Source organism: Bradyrhizobium sp. USDA 4341 (assembly GCF_054063755.1).
Window position 1 is genome coordinate 1,285,232 of record NZ_JBSSGO010000002.1, and the last position, 16,506, is coordinate 1,301,737.

Below are 16,506 nucleotides of genomic sequence, written 5' to 3' on the forward strand. Positions count from 1 at the left end.
TGATGGGCACCGATAAAGGTTGGAGTTGCAGGAAGCCCAGCCGCGGGCGCAGACCGTCTTCGATGACGACCGATGTTCCGTTGTCGGTTGATATTCAAAACGCGTGCCAACCCGGCGCGAACGAATCTGACTGCAAAATCAATAGGTTTTCCGTGACCTCGAATGTGCCTGATGATCCGCCGCGCGTCCGGCTGGCCGAATTTTTAGCCACGGCGATGATCTCTTGTGCAGCACAGCATCGCCGGCCGCGACGGCAATCGTGAACCCGCCGTTGATACGCCATCGCGCGCTCGTGGCGCGTCGCACAAGAAAGCATCAGCGTGCGCGTTTGCGCGGCGGCGCTTGCTGCAAGCCACGCCAATCCCGATCGCCGGACTCGGTTCGCGATCTCGCGGCAACGTCTTGCGACTGCAAGGCAAAGCGACGCGGCCGATTCGATGGCACGCAAATTGCTGATCTGAACGGTTGACGGAGTGCGTCTCAACGAAGAGTGCACTCACCATTCACCCACATTCGATTTATCTGCGCCCGAGATGACCGCACCTGTGCGGCCGTCTCCGCCGCATCAGCGCGAGACGTTGCGATGAAGCTAGCCGAATTCAAGAAGGCAGGTCACTGGCCGACCCTGCTCGCCGCGTTCCTGTACTTCGACATCAGTTTCATGGCGTGGGTCGCGCTCGGACCGCTGATCGTCTACATCGCGCGCGACATGAATCTGGCGGTCAACGAGAAGTTCACCCTGGTCGCCATTCCCGTGCTGGCCGGCGCGCTGCTGCGCGTGCCGATGGGCATTCTCGCCGACATCATCGGCGCCAAGCGCACCGGCATCATCGCCCAGCTCGTCGTGATCGCCGCGACCGCGTCGGTGTGGCATTTCGGGCTGACCAGCAAGCTCGCGATCGAGCTGTTCGGGCTTGCGCTCGGCGTCGGCGGCGCCTCGTTCGCGGTCGCCCTACCCCAGGCCAGCCGCTGGTATCCGCCGCAATATCAGGGCGTCGTCATGGGGATCGCCGGCGCCGGCAATATGGGCGTCGTGCTCGATACGCTGCTCGCACCGAGCATTGCCGAACATTGGGGCTGGCAGGCCGTGTTCGGCTGCCTCTTAATTCCGATGCTGATGGTGCTCGCCTATTACGCCGTCGCGGCCAAGGACGCGCCGGGCGAGCGCAAGAAGATCTCGCTGAAGGCCTACGGTGCGCTGCTGAAGGATTCCGACAGCCGCTGGTTCATGTTCTTCTACTTCATCACCTTCGGCGGCTTCGTCGGCCTCGCCAATGCACTGCCACTCTATTTCACCGTGCAGTATCACGTCTCGGGCGTGGCGGCCGGCATGCTGGTCGCGCTGATCGTCGCGTTCGGCTCGGGCTTCCGCCCGGTCGGCGGCATGATTGCCGACCGCATCGGCGGCATTCGTTCGCTGTCGATCCTGTTCGGCGTCGTCGTCGCGGCCTATCTCGTCATCGCCTTCATGCCGGAGGGCCCGACCGCGCCGGCTGCGGGCGGCTGGGCGTTGACCGAACTGCCGCGCATCGCCTGGATCTCGGTGCTGCTGTTCTCGATCGGCGTGCTGGCGCTCGGCATGGGCAATGGCGCGGTGTTCCAGCTGATCCCGCTGCGTTTCCGCCACGAGATCGGCCTGATGACCGGGCTGGTCGGCTGCGCCGGCGGCATCGGCGGCTTCTTCCTCGCCCAGACGCTCGGCTTCGCCAAGGGCATGACCGGCGGCTTCGGCGCCGGCTTCCTGTTCTTCGGCGTGCTGGCGTTGCTTGGCTTCGTCGGACTTGCCATGGTCAAGGTCCGCTGGCGCACCACCTGGGGCGCGGTGTCAGGAGCGCGCGTCTGACGGCCCGCTCCGAAAGGACGGGCTAGGACGTGGCGAATGGCGCGCAACCGGATTTGGGCGTTCGCGTCGGTTTCGCCAGCGAGACCGGCAAGCGCGCCGCCAATGAGGATTACGTCGCGGCCTGCCTGGGCCAGCCGGGCACGCTGCATCGCGACGTCGTGGCCGCGGTCGCCGACGGCGTCGGCGGCCACAAGGGCGGACGCGAGGCCGCGGAAGTCGCGGTCCGCAGCTTCATCGACGCCTATTATTCGCTGCCCGAGACGCTCGGCGTCCGCCGCCGCGCCGCGCGGGCGCTGGAAGCCGCCAACAGCTGGATCTACGGCCAGGGCCGCGTCGATGCCGCGCGCAGCGGCCTGGCGTGCGCGTTCTCCTCGATCATCCTGTCGCGGCGGCAATGCCATGTGATCCATATCGGCGACACCCGCGCCTACCGCCTGAGCGACGGACGGCTGGAGCGCTTGACGCAGGACCATATCGCCGGCCGCGGCGACCTCGCCCACATGCTCAACCGCGCCATCGGTTTCGAGGAGTTCGCCCGCTTCGACTATACCTCGGTCGGGCTGCGGCAGCATGACCGTCTCGTGATCTGCAGCGACGGGGCTCACGGCGCGCTCTCCGACTCCCGCCTCCAGCAACTGCTGGAGGAGCGCACGCCGCCTGACGAATCGGCGCGCAGCATCGTCGATGCCGCGCTCGCGGCCGGCAGCAGCGACAACACGACCGCGCTGGTGCTGGACGTCGTCGACCTGCCGCCGGCGGATCGCGACGATCTCACCCACGCGATCGCGACCTTGCCGATTTTGGACTTGCCGGAGAGCGGCGACACGATCGACGATTTCGCGCTCCACGACGTGCTGTCCGACGGGCGCTACAGCCGCCTGTTCAAGGCGACCGACAAGCGCGCCGGCCGCGAGGTCGTGCTGAAGTTTCCGCATCCACGGGTCGCCAGCGAAGGTTCCTACCGCCTCGCCTTCGTGCGCGAGGCCTGGGTCGCCGCGCGCGTCCGCAGCCTCTGGATCGGCGAGATCATCGAGGTGCCGGCGGAGCGGCAAACCAGGCTCTATTCGGCGATGCCGCTCTACGAGGGCGAAACGCTGGAGCAGCGGCTTGGCCGCGCGCCGCGGCTGTCGCTCACCGAAGGCATTGCGATTGCAACCAAGCTGGTGCGCGCGGTCACGGCTCTGCACCGCGCCGGCATCATCCATCGCGACATCAAGCCCGACAATGTGATCCTGCTGAAGGACGGCGGATTGCGCCTCGTCGACCTCGGCGTCGCGCGCGTGCCGCTGCTGGAGGATTTCCCCGCCGAGGATATTCCGGGCACGGCGAGCTACATGGCGCCTGAACTGTTCGGCGGCAAGGCCGGCGACGAGGCCTCCGACCTGTTCGCGCTCGGCGTCACCGTCTACCGGATGTTCACCGCGAACTATCCGTTCGGCGAGATCGAGCCGTTCTCGCGGCCGCGGTTCGGCAAACCGGCGCCGCTGTCACGCTACCGGCCAGACCTGCCGGCCTGGCTCGATGCCGTGATCGGCAAGGCGCTCAGCGTCGAGCCCGCGCAACGCTTCGGCGACGCCATCGAGTTCGCGCACGAACTGGAAAACGGCGCCACCTGGGCCGGCCCCGCCGTCACGACCCGCAAATCGCTGCACGACCGCGATCCCGTGACCTTCTGGAAAGTGCTGTGCGCGATCCTGGCGCTGATCATCGTGGTGCTGCTGGCGCGGCACTAGAGCATTTTCGGTTCTGATTGAATCAGAACCGAAGCTCCAGATTCTTGTTCTGACGGGTTTTCTTTACGCGAACCGGCGTTCACTTCGCTCGAAAACGCTCGATCGCTGCGAACGCAAACGTCACTGAGCCTTCGTCACAAACGGACAACCGCCTTCCGCGAGCGGCCGCCAGGCTTCGTCCGGCGAAATCGTCGCGATCACCTTTTCGTAGTCCCAAGGCTCCCGCGATTCGGATGGCGATTTGGCCTGGACCAAATACATCGAACGCATCACCTGCCCATCCTCGCGGATCTGTGCATTCTGCGTCATGAAATCGTTGACCGGAAGCTTGCGCATGGCGCCGGCCACGGCGCCAGGATCGTCGGTTCCGGCCGCCTGCACTGCCTTCAAATAATGCATCACTCCACTGTAGACGCCGGCCTGGATCATGGTCGGCGCCTGCCCGTGCCGACGCGCCATGAAGCGATGACCGAAGGTCCGGGTTGCCTCGTTCTGGGTCCACGAGAACGACGTCGCGTAGATGATGCCCTGCGCGGCCTCAAGGCCGAGCGAATGCACGTCCGTGATCAACATCAGAAGAGCGACGATGTTCTGGTCGGCAGATTTTCCGATGCCGAACTCCGCAGCCTGCTTTAGGCTGTTGACCGTATCGCCGCCCGCGTTCGCCAATGCAATGACTTTCGCCTTCGAGTTCTGTGCCTGAAGCAGGAACGACGATAGGTCCGACGCACCGAGCGGATGGCGAACCGAGCCAACGACCTTGCTCCCCGCGGTCGTGACGAAGCTTGATGCGTCACGCTCCAGCGCATGGCCGAAGGCGTAGTCCGCGGTCAGGAAGAACCACGTATCCGCGCCCTTCTTGAGCATGGCCTTGGTGACGGCGGAGGCTTCAGCGTAAGTGCTGTAGGTGAAATGAAACCCATAAGGCGAGCACTGCTTTCCGGTAAGATCGGAACTACCGGGCCCAGAAATCACAAAGATGCGCTTCTTCTCGCGGGTGATGGCCTGAATGGCCAGCGCCGTCGCCGAATTGCCGCCATCGGCAATCAGATCAACACCGTTCTCGTCGATCCAACGACGCACGATGCCGGAGGCGATATCGGGCTTGTTCTGATGGTCGGCGGACATCAGCTCAACCTTCTTTCCGAGCACGGTCGGGCCAAAATCCTCGATCGCGAGCCGGGCCGCTTCGACCGACCCCTCGCCCCCAAGATCGGAATAAAGTCCCGACATGTCGTTGATGACGCCGATGCGCACCACGTCGCCGGACACCTGCGCGCGCACGGACCCAACCGCAGCCAGACACAAGACCGCCGTAAGCGCGGCCGCAATCGATCGCATAGAGACCTCCCCGCGATGTTTTTTGTTCTCTTGTGGTCAGGCTGTCAGGGACCTGACCGCTTGATCGAATGTGACCGGCGCATCGCTCAGCATCAGATCGATGGCCTCGCGCTCCCAAGCGTCGTCGCCCGGAGCCAGCGGGTCCTTCGCGGTCAGACGATGCTCGAGCACGAAGCGCGACAGCAACAGCCGCCTTGCATCGACCTCCGGCTGGGATCCTTCCCATGCGAGCGTGATGGCCGATGCCGCATGGTAGAGCGCGCTGGCGGCAAGCCGCGCCGCATGCTCCGAACCGGGATCGACCGCCACCCGCTCGGCAAAGCCGATCGAACGATCGAGCGCGGTACGGAGGCGCTTGCGGAACGGCTCGGGCAACGCCTTCGCCTCCTCGAGGCGCGACTGCAGGACACCGGCAAGCGCCCGGTGCGCGCCGCTCTTGCCGACGGCGCGCGAAATGATGTCGAGCGCGTTGATGTTGCTGGTGCCTTCCCAGAGCACGCCGACATGGGCGTCGCGCACCAGCCGCGGCTGCACCCATTCCTCGATATAGCCGTTGCCGCCGCGCACCTCCATTGCGCCGGTAGCGACCGGAATGTTGTCGCGGCAGGCGCGGTACTTCAACAGCGGCGTCAGGATGCGCAGCAGGTCCCTCGCCTGCGCCGAACCGGCATTGGCATCGTCCATCGCGCGCGCGGCCACCAGCATCATCGACAGCGCCTGCTCGGTCGGCACGATCAGCTTCATCAGCTGACGGCGCAGCAGCGGGAAATCCATAACGCGCTGGCCAAACGCCAGGCGCGACGAGGCGCTGGCGACAGCCTCGTTCACGCAACGCCGCATCATCGCGGCGGCGCGCACGCCGTGCGACAGGCGCGAGAGGTTGACCTGCTCCATCATCTGCTTGAGGCCCTGCGCCGGATCGCCGACCAGATAGGCAACCGCGTTGTCGAGCCGGATCTCGCCTGATGCCATCGATTTGGTGCCGAGCTTGTCCTTGAGACGGACGATCCGGTAGCTGTTGCGCCGGCCGTCCTTGAGGCGGCGCGGCAGCGCGAATAGTGCGAGCCCCCTGGTGCCATCGGGCGCCCCTTCCGGCCGCGCCAGCATCAGCGCGACGTCGGCATCGGCGTGCGAGCAGAACCATTTGTCGCCGGTCAGACGCCAGACGTCGCCATCCCGCCGCGCAACGGTCTCGACGGCGCCGACGTCGGAGCCGCCGGCGCGCTCGGTCATGAACTGGGTGCCCTTCCACAGCGTCGCCATGTCGTCCGACAGCATCTTCGGCAGCAGATAGGCCTTGAGCTCGTCCGAGCCGAACTTGCGGATCAGGTGCGTCGACGTGTCGGTGACACTGATCGGGCACATCAGCCCGAACTCGGACTGCACGAACAGATACTGAAACACATACTTGGCTACGGCCGGCAGCGGCCGGTCCATGCCGAACACGCCGGCGCGATGGCTCATGGCGTGAAACTGAAAATCGCCGAACGCGATCGCCTCCATCTCCCGGTATGCCGGGTGATAGTCGATCCAATCCTCGTCGCGGCCGTAGGCGTCCCTCGGATTGAGCACCGGCGCATGCTTGTCGGCAATCCGCGCCAGCCGGTCGAGCCTGCCTCCTGCCAGTTCGCCGAGGCGGCGGAAATGCGGTTCCAGCCGCTCGCGATCCTCGCGCGCCAGATAGAGCCCCAGAAGGCCGTGAAGTCCGCGATCGAGATCATAGAAATTGAGGCCTGCGCAATCATGGGAGATGTGGCGGGCCGGATCGGCGGCATCGTTGGAGCTGCGAAGGTCGCGCGCGCTCATCTGCATCGAGGCTCTCCTTGTTCGGGATGACGTCGCAGCAGCCGTGCCGGTGCGCGGGATGTCATCGCTCGGTGTTCACACTTCGCCTGCAACATCGGGAACGATCGCGGCGAAGTCCATCGGCGGAGCAGCTTGCGAGAATAATTTCAGATATGTGGAAGAAATGCCGGCCGCGCGCGGATCGTACGTCCGGTCATGCTGCACCGCGGACGCTTGACCTTCACTGGTTTCGCTGCACATTCGACAGCAGAGGGCGACAATGAATGTTGCAGCGCAGCAAGCTTGCGCTGAGTTCGAGGACATGCGCGGCCAGAGATGAAGGGAGTTCGCTCCGATACCCAGCCCCCGTCCCGGCGGGGCCGCAGGCGCATCGTCGCCGACCGCGTGCGCACGCAACCCGACGATCCCGCGGCGATGGTGATCGAGGCTAACAGGCATGACGAGTTGTTTCGCGCCGCCGACGGCAGCCCCGATCCGTCAATCGTCAAGTCGGCGCATCGCGTGCTCCGCATCTTCGAGTATTTTGCCGAGATCGAGCGGCCCGCGGCCATGACCGAGATCGCGCGCCGGTTGAACTATCCGCCGTCGAGCACGTCGGCGCTGCTGAAGAGCCTCGTCGAGCTCGGCTATCTCGACCACGACCGGCAGGCGCGCACCTACCGGCCGACGGTCCGCATCGCCCTGCTCGGCGGCTGGCTCACGAGCGAAAGGCTGCCGGGCGTCACGCTCGATGCGATCACGCGCGAGCTGCATGAGGCGACGCGGCTGACCACCTTCGTGGTGGCGCGCAACCAGCTCTACAGCCAGTATATCCGCGTGCTGCAGGGCACGACACCGGTGCGCTATTATCTCGAGCCCGGCGCGCGCCGGCTCCTGACCCACTCGACGCCGGGCCGGGTGTTTCTCAGCCTGATGAACGACGAGGATGCGCGGCGGATCGTGCAGCGGATCAACGCCGAGGAAGCGCCGTCATCTGCGGTCCGCTTCGGCGATATCCAGCATGCGCTGGCGACAATCCGCCGCCAGGGCTTCGCCTATACGCGCGACATGGGAACACCCGGCCTGAGCGCGATTGCAATGCGACTGACCGAGGCCGACCAGACGCCCCCGCTTGTCATCACCGTCGCCGGCCCGAGCTCGATCGTCTCAGCGGAAGGCAAGGCGATCATCGGAAAGATGCGCGAGCTGGTCGAACGGCAGTCGCCCGGCCTGCTGCCGCAGATCGACCTCGACGCAGCGCCGATCGAGACCTGAGATCGGGCGGGCTACGCGGCGCAAACGCGCCCAATCGATGTTCCTAAGACCCCGCGCGGCGGATCGTGATCCGGGTCTCGTCGGTCATGTCCTTGAGCTCCTTGTTCGGCTCACGGTAGAGGTGACGCTCGATCTGGACGGTCCGGCCATCGGCGGTCTTGCTGCACGTCTCGTCGACGAATACGCCACCGACCTCCTGCTTGTCGGCGCCCGGCTTCGCCTCCGAGCAGCTCCAGCCGTCCTCGCCGTAGCGTGACTTCGCCTGCAGGCCGAGCAGGAACGCCTTCTTGCGCAGATAGAGCCGCGCCTTCGGATCGGTCTCGATCGTCAGCGCCGCGATCCTGGCGTCCTTGTCGATCATCACGGTCAGGATCGCCGGATGGCCGCCGACCATGGTGCCTTCCCGCGCGGTCTCGCGGTCATACTCGAAGCGGATGCCGCGCAGCTGGTCCGGCCCGGCCGGGCAAGCCGCCCACTGCGCCCATTCCGCCAGCCGGTGGGTCTGCTCTCCGACGCAGGTCAGGTTGATATATCCCGCGTCGGGAACGCTGCTGATCGCCATGCCGACATTGATGTCGCGCAGGTCACCCGCGGTCGCCATCGCCGGAACGGCGGCGGTGACTGACGCGGCGAAGACCAACGCGCGGATTGCCGATCTCTGCTTGCTCATGGCTTTGCCTTCTCGCTCTGGTCGGACGGCGCGGCGGCGTGGCCGGCCTCCTTGTAGATATTGCAGACGCGCGAGCCGTCGCCGAAGAAGGCGATGCATTCGTCGTAGCTCGGCTCACCCTTGCCCTTGACGTGGGCCAGGACGTAATCGGCGACGGCCTCGATCTCGTTCGGCCGCAGGAACACATTCGCCTCGGGCGGCATGCGGTCGGCGACATCCTGCCGGGTCATCTCGTAGCATTTCGCGGTGTCATAGGAGCCGCGCACGAAGAACGGCATGCCGGTGCCCGGCCGCCCGCACGTCACCGTCTCGATGATCTGCTCGCGGGTCAGCTCGGTCTTGCGCAGCGACAGCGCATCGCCGCCATAACCGCCGCCGCCATTGCCGTGCCATTTGTGACAGCCGACGCAATTGCCGCGCTTGAACACCGCCTTGCCCGCATCGGTCGGATCGCTCGCGGACTGCGCGTGCGCCATACCCATAGATCCCATCACCAGCGCGCAGCCTAGCCACGCGCCAACCAGCCATGTTTGCTTCATTTTGTTTTGTTTCTTCTCTCGGCCAGATCGACGCGGGAGGCTTCGACGTGAAGCCTCCCGCGCTTGCGATATCAGAGCGCAAACACGTAGAGCATCGAGCCCGGCTGCATCCGCTTCAGCTCAGGCGTGGCATCGATGAACCACTTGTCCCAGGCACCGCCGAGGCCGACCAGAATCGCGACATACTGCTTGCCGTCCACCGAGAACGTCATCGGAGGCGCATTGACGCCACCGCCGGTGTTGAACTGCCAGAGCTGCTGCAGCGATTTCGCGTCGTAGGCGATCACCTCGCCGGACGGCTGTCCGGAGAACACGAGGTCGGGCGTCGCCAGGATGCCGCCGAGGTTGGGGAATTGCGTCTCCGCCTTCCCTGCCACCTTGCCGGTGGTGACGTCGATCGCGGTCACGCTGCCGGTGATCTTGACCGGCTGGCTCGGTCCGCCGCCGGTGAAGAACTCGCGCGCCTTGACCTTGTCCGGCGTCATCTCCTCGACCTTGATGTGGTTGCAGCTCTCGATGACGGGAATGTACCAGAGCTTCAGGTTCGGATTGTAGGCGGTCGGCGGCCAGTTCTTGCCGCCCATGTTGCCGGGGCAGATATCCGTCTCCTTGTTGGTGCGGCTCGGCGTCACCGACGCATTGTACTTCTGCACGCCCTGCTTCGGATCATACTCCACCGGCTTGCCGGACTCGGGATCGAGACCCTTGGTCCAGGTCACCTTCTTGACGAAGGGCAGACCCCAGATGAACTTGCCGGTGTTGCGATCGACCGCATAGGCAAAGCCGTTGCGATCGGCCTCGAGCGCGAGCTTCAGCGTCGTGTTGTTCGGACCGGGGACGTCGACCAGCACGTTCTCCGCCACGCTGTCATAGTCGTAGGGATCGTTCGGCGTGTGCTGGTAGTGCCACTTGATCTTGCCGGTGTCGGCATCGAGACCAAGCGACGAGTCGGTGTAGAGGTTGTCACCGGGCCGGTATTCGTTGTCCCAGTCCGGTCCGGGATTGCCGACGCCCCAGACGATGGTGTTGGTCGACGGGTCGTAGCTGCCGGTGACCCAGGTCGATCCGCCACCGCTCGCCTTGGCGTTCTTGTCGTCCTTCCAGGTCTCGGAACCGGGCTCGTCCTTGCCCGGGATGGTGTGGGTGCGCCAGACTTCCTTCTGGCTCTTCAGGTCGGTCGCGGCGACCCAGCCGCGAATGCCGTATTCGGCGCCAGCGACGCCCGTGATCGCCATGCCCTTGACGATCAACGGCGCGCCGGTGATCACCTCACCCTTGTCGGGATCGGCGACCTGACGCTGCCAGGCGACCTGCCCGGTCTCCTTGTTGGTCGCGATCAGGCGGCCGTCGAGCGTGTGCGAGATCACGAGGTTGTCCCACAGCGCGACGCCGCGGTTGTCGACGCCGCAGCAGGCGACCGCGCCGGCCCAGTCGTGGTCGGTCTTGGGATCCATCTTCCAGAGCAGCACGCCTTGGCCGCCGTGCGCGTCGATCTTGTAGACCGAGCCCCAGCCGTCGGTGACGTACATGAATCCGTTCTCGACGATCGGAGTTCCCTCCAGGCCGCCGTGCCCCCAGATTCCGCCGCCCTCGACGCCGCCGAGATGCATGGTCCAGGCGACCTTCAGGTTCTTGACGTTGTCCTTGTTGATATCCGCCAGCGACGAGAAGCGGGTCGCCGAATAGTTCTTGTGGTGGTGCAGCCAGTTGCCTGCTTCCTTGTCAGCATTGAGCAGGCGATCCTGGTTGACATCGTCGGCGAGCGCGAAAGAGCCCGCGAAGGTCGCGGCGGATGCTACTGCCGCCGCGAGCATGTGCGATTTAACCCAATTCAACCTTGTCATGAGTTCATTTCCTCCGGATCTAGCATTCTTCATTTGATCGAACCGCTCGTCACATACGGGCGGTCGCGCGAGAAGCCTTGAGTCCCGACGATCGGCTGTGCCGCCCGCCGCCTTCCTTAGTCACCTGTCTTGGGTCACTTCTGGACCTGTACCTCCGTCTCGATGGTGCCTGCTTTCTGAAAAACGATTGCGCATTTGAAGGTCTCGCCGGGAGCGAGCGACTGACGCAACTGCAGCAGCATGACGTGATAGCCGTCGCGCTTCAGTTCGAGCGTCGCCTTGGCCGGGACTGGTATATTGGATATCGAGCGCATGGCGGGCGCGCCTTCGCCGCGATCGACAATGTGGCGCTCGGAAAAATTCGCGACCGGGCAGCGGACACGAAGCAGCGCGTCGGCGCTGTCGGCCTCGTTCTTGATCGTCATCGTCAAGGGAAGGTCCCCGCCCGCTTTGTCGACCGCCGGTACACGCGCATCCACGATCGCCAGGGATTCGTTCGCGACGGCGTGATGCATCACTCCGAACGTGCTGATCAGGCAGAATAATGGCAACGCGATCCATGATCTGCACTTCACGGTCCTGCACGCACCGGCGCCATGCAACCCCCGCTCGAACGACATCAAGTTTTCTCCCGACATGATTTTTGCGGCATTGTTTCATGCTTCGTCGCGCGCGACCAGCAATTGAAGATCGGGAACTCAACATCAATGCGATTTCGGCACGCATAGCCGTCATGCTAACTTTTTGTGCATGAGTGATCTCGATACACTTCAGCCGGCAGAGCGTGACGCAGCGCATGCTGCGTTGCGTGAGGTGATCGGCAGGGCAACGATCGACGCTGCGACGCCAATCTCAGGCGGCACAACGGGCGCGCGGCTGTTCCGAATCGATGCGGGCGGCCGCCGCTATCTGTTGCGAGCGGAGGGGCCGGTCAGTCCGCTGCAGCGATTGCGGATCGAGGGACCAGCGAGCGCGCTGCAAAATCCGCATCAATATACGTCGCTGCGCATCGCCGCCGAAGCCGGCATTGCACCAAGGCTCTACTACGCCGACGAAGGCTCGCGCATTGCCGTGATGGACTTTGTCGCGAGGCAACCGCTGGGCAGCTACGCTGGCGGACTGCCTGCGTTGGCAGAGGCGCTCGGCGAATTGCTGGCGCGGCTGCACGCGACACCGGTCTTTCCACATCTGGTACGCTATCCGGATATCGTGGGCTGGCTCTGGTCCCACGTCTGTCGTACCGGCTTGTTTGCTCCTGGCACGCTCGATCGATACAGCGAACATTTCGAGCGTATCCGTGCGGCCTATGTCTGGAATGATGCGAATTCGCTCTCCAGCCACAATGATCTGATTCCCGCCAACATCCTGTACGACGGCAAGCGGCTCTGGATGATCGACTGGGAGTCCGGCTATCGTAACGATCCGCTGGTCGATATCGCCATCATCGGCGACGGCATCGCGCGGTCGGCGGAGCTCGAAGACGTCCTGCTGCGGTCATGCCTCGGCCGCGCGCCGGACGACGCTGTGCGTGCCCGGCTTGGGCTCGTGCGCGCCCTTAGCCGACTTTATTACGCCAGCGTCCTGCTCAGCGCGTCAGCAATGGCGCCACGCGCGGCACCTCACACCAATATTGCGGCGCCGACGCCAACGGAATTCAGGGCGGCCATCCGAAGCGGCCGGCTCAAGGCCCGCACACCCGCGGCCAGGCACGTGCTTGGAAAAATGTTCCTTGCCTCGTTCCTGTCCGACGTCGCGACGCCCGGCTTCGATCTATCGGTATGACGTTCAACCCGGCGGATTGAACGTGCGCGCAAAGAACACCGGCGCCCTGGCCTTCTTCAGCCGATAGAGCTGTGCCGGCCGGTTCGGCCCCTTGCGCATCTTTGCGACCGGCTCGATCAGGTCGGCGGCGAGCATGCGGGTGCGGAAGGCACTCTTCTCCAGCGGACGATCGAGCACGATCTCGTAGGTCCGCTGCAGTTCCGGCAGCGTGAATTCCGGCGGCATCAGATAGGCGGGCAGCGACGTGTACTCGACCTTGCTGCGCAGTCGCTGCACCGCCGCCTGCAGGATCTCGGCATGGTCGAAAGCAAGCTTCGGCCTCACCTTCTCGCCCTCGACCGCGAACCACTGTGCATCCGCGGCCAGCGCGCCGCCGGCGGCATGCTCCGGCAGCAATGCGAAGTAGGCATGCGTCGCAGACCAGCCGCGCGGATCTCTTGACGCGCTGCCCCAGCTGCCGAGTTGCTCCAGATACGGACTGACCACGCCGGTCTTGTCCTTCAGCTTGCGCGCGGCGCAGGCTTCGAGGTCGCGATCGCCAGCAATATCGACGAAGCCGCCGGGCAAGGCCCAAGACCCTGGAAACGGCTCGGTTTCCGCTCTTGGGCGTTGAACCAGCAGGACCTGAAGCGCGTCTGACCGTACGGCGAAAATGACGACGTCGACCGTCGTCAGCGGCCTCGGAAAGTCGAGTTCCGGCTTCTCGGGCATGTTCTCCCCGCCTCTCTAGAGCTTCTTGTCTCGACGCGTTTCTTCACGCGAACCGGTGCCCACTTCGCTCGAAACGCTCTGTTGGCGTGAACCTTTTCACGGCACCGCTTGACAATAGCATACTTAGTTGTACAGTCCAACTAACTTAGTTGCCTAGACACACTTACTCAGGAGTGCACACCATGTTCGGTCTCCGCTTCATCAAGGCCCAGCCGACCACCTATCTCATGAAGTACCGCCGCGGCGCGGTGACCCAGCAGGGCGCCGGCCTGTCCGGCTTCTATTATGGGCCGGTCACCTCGCTGGTCGCGGTGCCGATCGGCAGCCGCGATGCCGCCTTCATCTTTCAGGAGATCGCGCGCGACTTCCAGGCGCTGACCATTCAGGGCCATGTCACCTACCGGATCAGCGAGCCGCAGAAGGCTGCCGCGATGCTCAACTTCACGCTCAAGGCCGACGGCAAGACCTACGAGTCCGACGACCCGGAGCAGCTGCCGCAGCGGATTCTCGCGACCGTCGAGGTGCTGGCGCAGCAGGCGGTGAAGGAACTGCCCCTGAAGGAAGCGCTGCAGGCCGCCGACCGCATCGCCGGCCTGATCGAGAGCGGACTGCGCGCCCGCGCCGATATCGCTGCCCTCGGCCTCGAAATTCTCGGCGTCTCGATCCGCGGCGTGAAGCCGACCCCGGACACCGCCAAGGCGCTGGAGGCCGAGGCGCGCGAGGCGATCCTCAAGAGCGCGGACGAGGCGATCTTCGCGCGGCGCAACTTCGCCGTGGAGCAGGAACGCGCCATCCGCGAGAGCGAGCTCGACACCGAGATCGCCGTCGAGCAGAAGAAGCGCTCGATCCGGGAGACCCAGATGGATGCCGAAGCGAGCGTTGCGGCCAAGCAGGCCGAGCTGCGCGAGGCCGGCATGGTCGCCGACATCACGCTGGAGAGCAAGCGCAAGGATTTCGTCGGCCTCAACGCCGAGAACACCCGCACGCTGGCGGATGCCGAGGCCTATCGGGTCGGCGCGCTGATGAAGATCTTCGAGGGCGTCGATACCCGCGTGATCCAGGCGCTGGCCGCAGCCGGCATGCAGCCGGGACAGCTGATCGCACAGGCCTTCAGCGGCATCGCCGAGAAGGCCGAGAAGATCGGCCAGCTCAACGTCTCGCCCGATCTGCTCAACACGCTGCTGGACAGGCCCGTCGTGGAGGCTCCCCGTGCCCGCCGACAATGACCGCAAGATCGTCCTCGTCACCCGCAAGACGCGGCTCGAGGAGCTGATCGCCAAATACCTGACAGCGGCACAGGCGCGCTTCTATGTCGAACATCTCGGCGCCGACTTCTCCGACTACCAGCGCGAGCACGATGTCTACCACGCCGAGCGCCACGTCACCGTGCAAGCGCTGGAGCAATGGGGCCGCTACCAGATCATTGACCGAAGCTTTCTGCCAAACTTCATCTTCGGTCCCTCCGACATCGTGGTGGCGCTCGGCCAGGACGGCGTCGTCGCCAACACGATGAAGTATCTGGACGGCCATCCGCTGATCGGACTCAATCCGGATGCCAGGCGCTACGACGGCATCCTGCTGCCGTTCGTGCCGCGCGACCTCCCTGCCCTGCTGCGCGAGGTCGCAGGCGACAAACGCGGCCACAAGGCAGTGACGATGGCCAAGGCCGCGCTCACCAACGGCCAGATCCTCCATGCTGTCAACGACCTCTTCATCGGCGCGCGCACGCATACATCAGCCGTCTACGAAATCGCCCTCGCCGATCAGAAGGAGCGTCAGTCCTCGAGCGGTCTGATCGTCGCGACCGGTCTCGGCTCGACCGCCTGGTTCAAGAGCATCGTCACCGGTTCGCTCGCGATCGCAGGCAGCTTCGGCGGCGGCGCCGGCAGCCCGCCCTATCTCCCGCAGGCATGGGACGCCGGCGCGTTGCGCTTTGCGGTGCGGGAGCCGTTTCCAAGCCGCACCTCGCAGGTCACGCTGGTCTGCGGCAGCCTCGAACGCACCGAGCGCCTCAGCGTCCGCTCGCTGATGCCGGAGAACGGCGTCATCTTCAGCGACGGCATCGAGGCCGACCGGCTTGATTTCAATTCGGGGACGGAAGCCCAGATCACGGTCGCGGAGCGCGAAGGACGGCTCATCGTGTGAGCCTGTCGCGCGCAGCTCACTGCGGTACGGGATGCAGCCGCGCCAGCTGGTCGAGCGACAACCCGGCTTCGCGATCGCTCAAGGGAAAGCGAACAATGACGTCCTGACGGGCCACCTGCCCCCACAGCGCGTCCGACGACCATTTCTGCGGCTCGGGGCCGCGCGGGCCATCAATCCAGATGAAATACCATTCCGTCATGGCACGCGACCAAAGCTCCCTCGCCGGAAGATTGGTCCTTCGCCGGCCAATCCGCAACGCCGGATTTTTCGCTGGCCTGCGGTTCAGGGCCTATTCGTACGGCCGGCCGTCCTTGTGCAGGAAGCGGCCGTCGGAGCTCGGGCTCATCATGTCGATGTCGGAGCAGGTGATGACGTCGGCGCGCGAGCGCGAGCCGACCTCGAGATAGGTCGCCGTCATCTGCGACCGGTTGATCATGTGGTGCCCGTTGCCGGAGTTCTTCGGGAACGCCGCGCAATCGCCGGCGCGCAGCACTGTCTCGCCGCCGTCCTCGATCAGCACCACCTCGCCCGCAAGCACATAGACGAACTCATCCTCGTCCGAATGCCAATGGCGCTGGCTCGACCAGTTGCCCGGCGGCAGCCGCATCAGATTGACGCCGAAATCAGCGAGCCCGCCGGCGTCGCCGAGACGCTGCCGGATTCGTTCCGCGCACGGTGCGGTGAATTCGGCCGGATAGCCGGACCCCTTGCGTTCCGGCACTTTTGTCAGATCGATCTTCGGCATGGCAGCGTCCCCGGGGCGATGACAGCAAACGAATGCGTGGCCCTAAGCGTGGATGTGCGGCTACCGCAACGAGCCGCCGGAATTGTGACACTC

At 64.9% G+C, this 16,506-nt stretch carries 16 protein-coding genes; 6 read left to right on the plus strand and 10 right to left on the minus strand.

Features of this window, described 5'->3' with window-relative positions; all coding sequences use genetic code 11:
• Positions 1-94: 94 nt before the first annotated feature.
• On the minus strand, positions 95-361 hold the full coding sequence (locus ACVIGB_RS11985; protein ID WP_456722542.1) for a hypothetical protein: 267 nt from the start codon (positions 359-361) through the stop codon (positions 95-97).
• A gap of 222 nt (positions 362-583) precedes the next feature.
• Between ACVIGB_RS11985 and ACVIGB_RS11990 the strand changes: the two genes are divergently transcribed.
• Positions 584-1,843 (plus strand): MFS transporter, encoded by a 1,260-nt coding sequence (locus ACVIGB_RS11990; RefSeq protein WP_456722541.1) that lies wholly within the window; start codon positions 584-586, stop codon positions 1,841-1,843.
• A gap of 29 nt (positions 1,844-1,872) precedes the next feature.
• Positions 1,873-3,576 (plus strand): protein kinase domain-containing protein, encoded by a 1,704-nt coding sequence (locus ACVIGB_RS11995; protein ID WP_456722540.1) that lies wholly within the window; start codon positions 1,873-1,875, stop codon positions 3,574-3,576.
• A 120-nt stretch (positions 3,577-3,696) separates the two neighbouring features.
• Here ACVIGB_RS11995 and ACVIGB_RS12000 read toward each other — a convergent pair whose 3' ends face one another.
• Positions 3,697-4,917, minus strand: coding sequence for an ABC transporter substrate-binding protein (locus tag ACVIGB_RS12000; RefSeq protein ID WP_456722539.1), 1,221 nt, complete (start codon positions 4,915-4,917; stop codon positions 3,697-3,699).
• A 36-nt stretch (positions 4,918-4,953) separates the two neighbouring features.
• Positions 4,954-6,723: an acyl-CoA dehydrogenase family protein gene (locus tag ACVIGB_RS12005; RefSeq protein ID WP_456725196.1), complete on the minus strand. Its 1,770-nt coding sequence runs from the start codon at positions 6,721-6,723 to the stop codon at positions 4,954-4,956.
• A gap of 315 nt (positions 6,724-7,038) precedes the next feature.
• On the opposite strand from ACVIGB_RS12005, the gene ACVIGB_RS12010 reads away from it, so the two are divergent.
• A complete protein-coding gene (locus tag ACVIGB_RS12010) occupies positions 7,039-7,977 on the plus strand; it encodes an IclR family transcriptional regulator (protein WP_456722538.1) in 939 nt (312 codons plus the stop codon).
• Between the two features lie 43 nt (positions 7,978-8,020).
• Here the strand turns inward: ACVIGB_RS12010 and ACVIGB_RS12015 are convergent, their stop codons facing one another.
• The 4 genes from ACVIGB_RS12015 to ACVIGB_RS12030 all read right to left on the minus strand — a co-directional run bounded on the left by ACVIGB_RS12015 (position 8,021) and on the right by ACVIGB_RS12030 (position 11,668).
• Positions 8,021-8,647 carry a hypothetical protein gene (locus ACVIGB_RS12015; RefSeq protein ID WP_456722537.1) on the minus strand — a complete coding sequence of 209 codons (627 nt, stop codon included), beginning with the start codon at positions 8,645-8,647 and terminating at the stop codon, positions 8,021-8,023.
• On the minus strand, positions 8,644-9,129 hold the full coding sequence (locus ACVIGB_RS12020) for a c-type cytochrome (protein ID WP_456749373.1): 486 nt from the start codon (positions 9,127-9,129) through the stop codon (positions 8,644-8,646). The genes ACVIGB_RS12015 and ACVIGB_RS12020 overlap by 4 nt, the downstream gene beginning before the upstream one ends.
• A gap of 128 nt (positions 9,130-9,257) precedes the next feature.
• Entirely contained in the window at positions 9,258-11,030 is a 1,773-nt protein-coding gene (locus tag ACVIGB_RS12025; RefSeq protein WP_456722535.1) for a PQQ-dependent dehydrogenase, methanol/ethanol family, read from the minus strand.
• A 134-nt stretch (positions 11,031-11,164) separates the two neighbouring features.
• On the minus strand, positions 11,165-11,668 hold the full coding sequence (locus ACVIGB_RS12030; protein WP_456749142.1) for a copper chaperone PCu(A)C: 504 nt from the start codon (positions 11,666-11,668) through the stop codon (positions 11,165-11,167).
• Between the two features lie 112 nt (positions 11,669-11,780).
• Between ACVIGB_RS12030 and ACVIGB_RS12035 the strand changes: the two genes are divergently transcribed.
• Entirely contained in the window at positions 11,781-12,812 is a 1,032-nt protein-coding gene (locus ACVIGB_RS12035; protein ID WP_456722534.1) for a phosphotransferase, read from the plus strand.
• Between the two features lie 3 nt (positions 12,813-12,815).
• Here ACVIGB_RS12035 and ACVIGB_RS12040 read toward each other — a convergent pair whose 3' ends face one another.
• A complete protein-coding gene (locus tag ACVIGB_RS12040; RefSeq protein WP_456722533.1) occupies positions 12,816-13,523 on the minus strand; it encodes an NUDIX hydrolase in 708 nt (235 codons plus the stop codon).
• A gap of 182 nt (positions 13,524-13,705) precedes the next feature.
• Between ACVIGB_RS12040 and ACVIGB_RS12045 the strand changes: the two genes are divergently transcribed.
• The gene (locus ACVIGB_RS12045) at positions 13,706-14,749 is read left to right on the plus strand and encodes an SPFH domain-containing protein (protein ID WP_456722532.1); all 1,044 of its coding nucleotides are present in this window, start codon (positions 13,706-13,708) and stop codon (positions 14,747-14,749) included.
• The gene (locus tag ACVIGB_RS12050) at positions 14,733-15,668 is read left to right on the plus strand and encodes a sugar kinase (protein WP_456722531.1); all 936 of its coding nucleotides are present in this window, start codon (positions 14,733-14,735) and stop codon (positions 15,666-15,668) included. The genes ACVIGB_RS12045 and ACVIGB_RS12050 overlap by 17 nt, the downstream gene beginning before the upstream one ends.
• 16 nt (positions 15,669-15,684) lie before the next feature.
• Here ACVIGB_RS12050 and ACVIGB_RS12055 read toward each other — a convergent pair whose 3' ends face one another.
• Together ACVIGB_RS12055 and ACVIGB_RS12060 are read right to left on the minus strand one after the other, a co-directional pair.
• Positions 15,685-15,867 (minus strand): hypothetical protein, encoded by a 183-nt coding sequence (locus ACVIGB_RS12055; RefSeq protein WP_456722530.1) that lies wholly within the window; start codon positions 15,865-15,867, stop codon positions 15,685-15,687.
• A gap of 90 nt (positions 15,868-15,957) precedes the next feature.
• Positions 15,958-16,413, minus strand: a complete 456-nt coding sequence (locus ACVIGB_RS12060; protein WP_092115041.1) for a cupin domain-containing protein — start codon at positions 16,411-16,413, stop codon at positions 15,958-15,960.
• Positions 16,414-16,506: the final 93 nt, after the last annotated feature.

Excerpts from the sequence above, each read along its gene's own strand:
- ACVIGB_RS12020 (WP_456749373.1), bottom strand. The coding sequence starts at position 9,129 with ATGGGTATGGCGCACGCGCAGTCCGCGAGCGATCCGACCGATGCGGGC.
- ACVIGB_RS12030 (WP_456749142.1), bottom strand. The coding sequence starts at position 11,668 with ATGTCGGGAGAAAACTTGATGTCGTTCGAGCGGGGGTTGCATGGCGCC.
- ACVIGB_RS12040 (WP_456722533.1), bottom strand. The coding sequence starts at position 13,523 with ATGCCCGAGAAGCCGGAACTCGACTTTCCGAGGCCGCTGACGACGGTC.
- ACVIGB_RS12010 (WP_456722538.1), top strand. The coding sequence starts at position 7,039 with ATGAAGGGAGTTCGCTCCGATACCCAGCCCCCGTCCCGGCGGGGCCGC.
- ACVIGB_RS12045 (WP_456722532.1), top strand. The coding sequence starts at position 13,706 with ATGTTCGGTCTCCGCTTCATCAAGGCCCAGCCGACCACCTATCTCATG.
- ACVIGB_RS12005 (WP_456725196.1), bottom strand. The coding sequence starts at position 6,723 with ATGAGCGCGCGCGACCTTCGCAGCTCCAACGATGCCGCCGATCCGGCC.
- ACVIGB_RS12025 (WP_456722535.1), bottom strand. The coding sequence starts at position 11,030 with ATGACAAGGTTGAATTGGGTTAAATCGCACATGCTCGCGGCGGCAGTA.
- ACVIGB_RS12055 (WP_456722530.1), bottom strand. The coding sequence starts at position 15,867 with ATGACGGAATGGTATTTCATCTGGATTGATGGCCCGCGCGGCCCCGAG.
- ACVIGB_RS12035 (WP_456722534.1), top strand. The coding sequence starts at position 11,781 with ATGAGTGATCTCGATACACTTCAGCCGGCAGAGCGTGACGCAGCGCAT.
- ACVIGB_RS11990 (WP_456722541.1), top strand. The coding sequence starts at position 584 with ATGAAGCTAGCCGAATTCAAGAAGGCAGGTCACTGGCCGACCCTGCTC.
- ACVIGB_RS12015 (WP_456722537.1), bottom strand. The coding sequence starts at position 8,647 with ATGAGCAAGCAGAGATCGGCAATCCGCGCGTTGGTCTTCGCCGCGTCA.
- ACVIGB_RS12000 (WP_456722539.1), bottom strand. The coding sequence starts at position 4,917 with ATGCGATCGATTGCGGCCGCGCTTACGGCGGTCTTGTGTCTGGCTGCG.
- ACVIGB_RS12060 (WP_092115041.1), bottom strand. The coding sequence starts at position 16,413 with ATGCCGAAGATCGATCTGACAAAAGTGCCGGAACGCAAGGGGTCCGGC.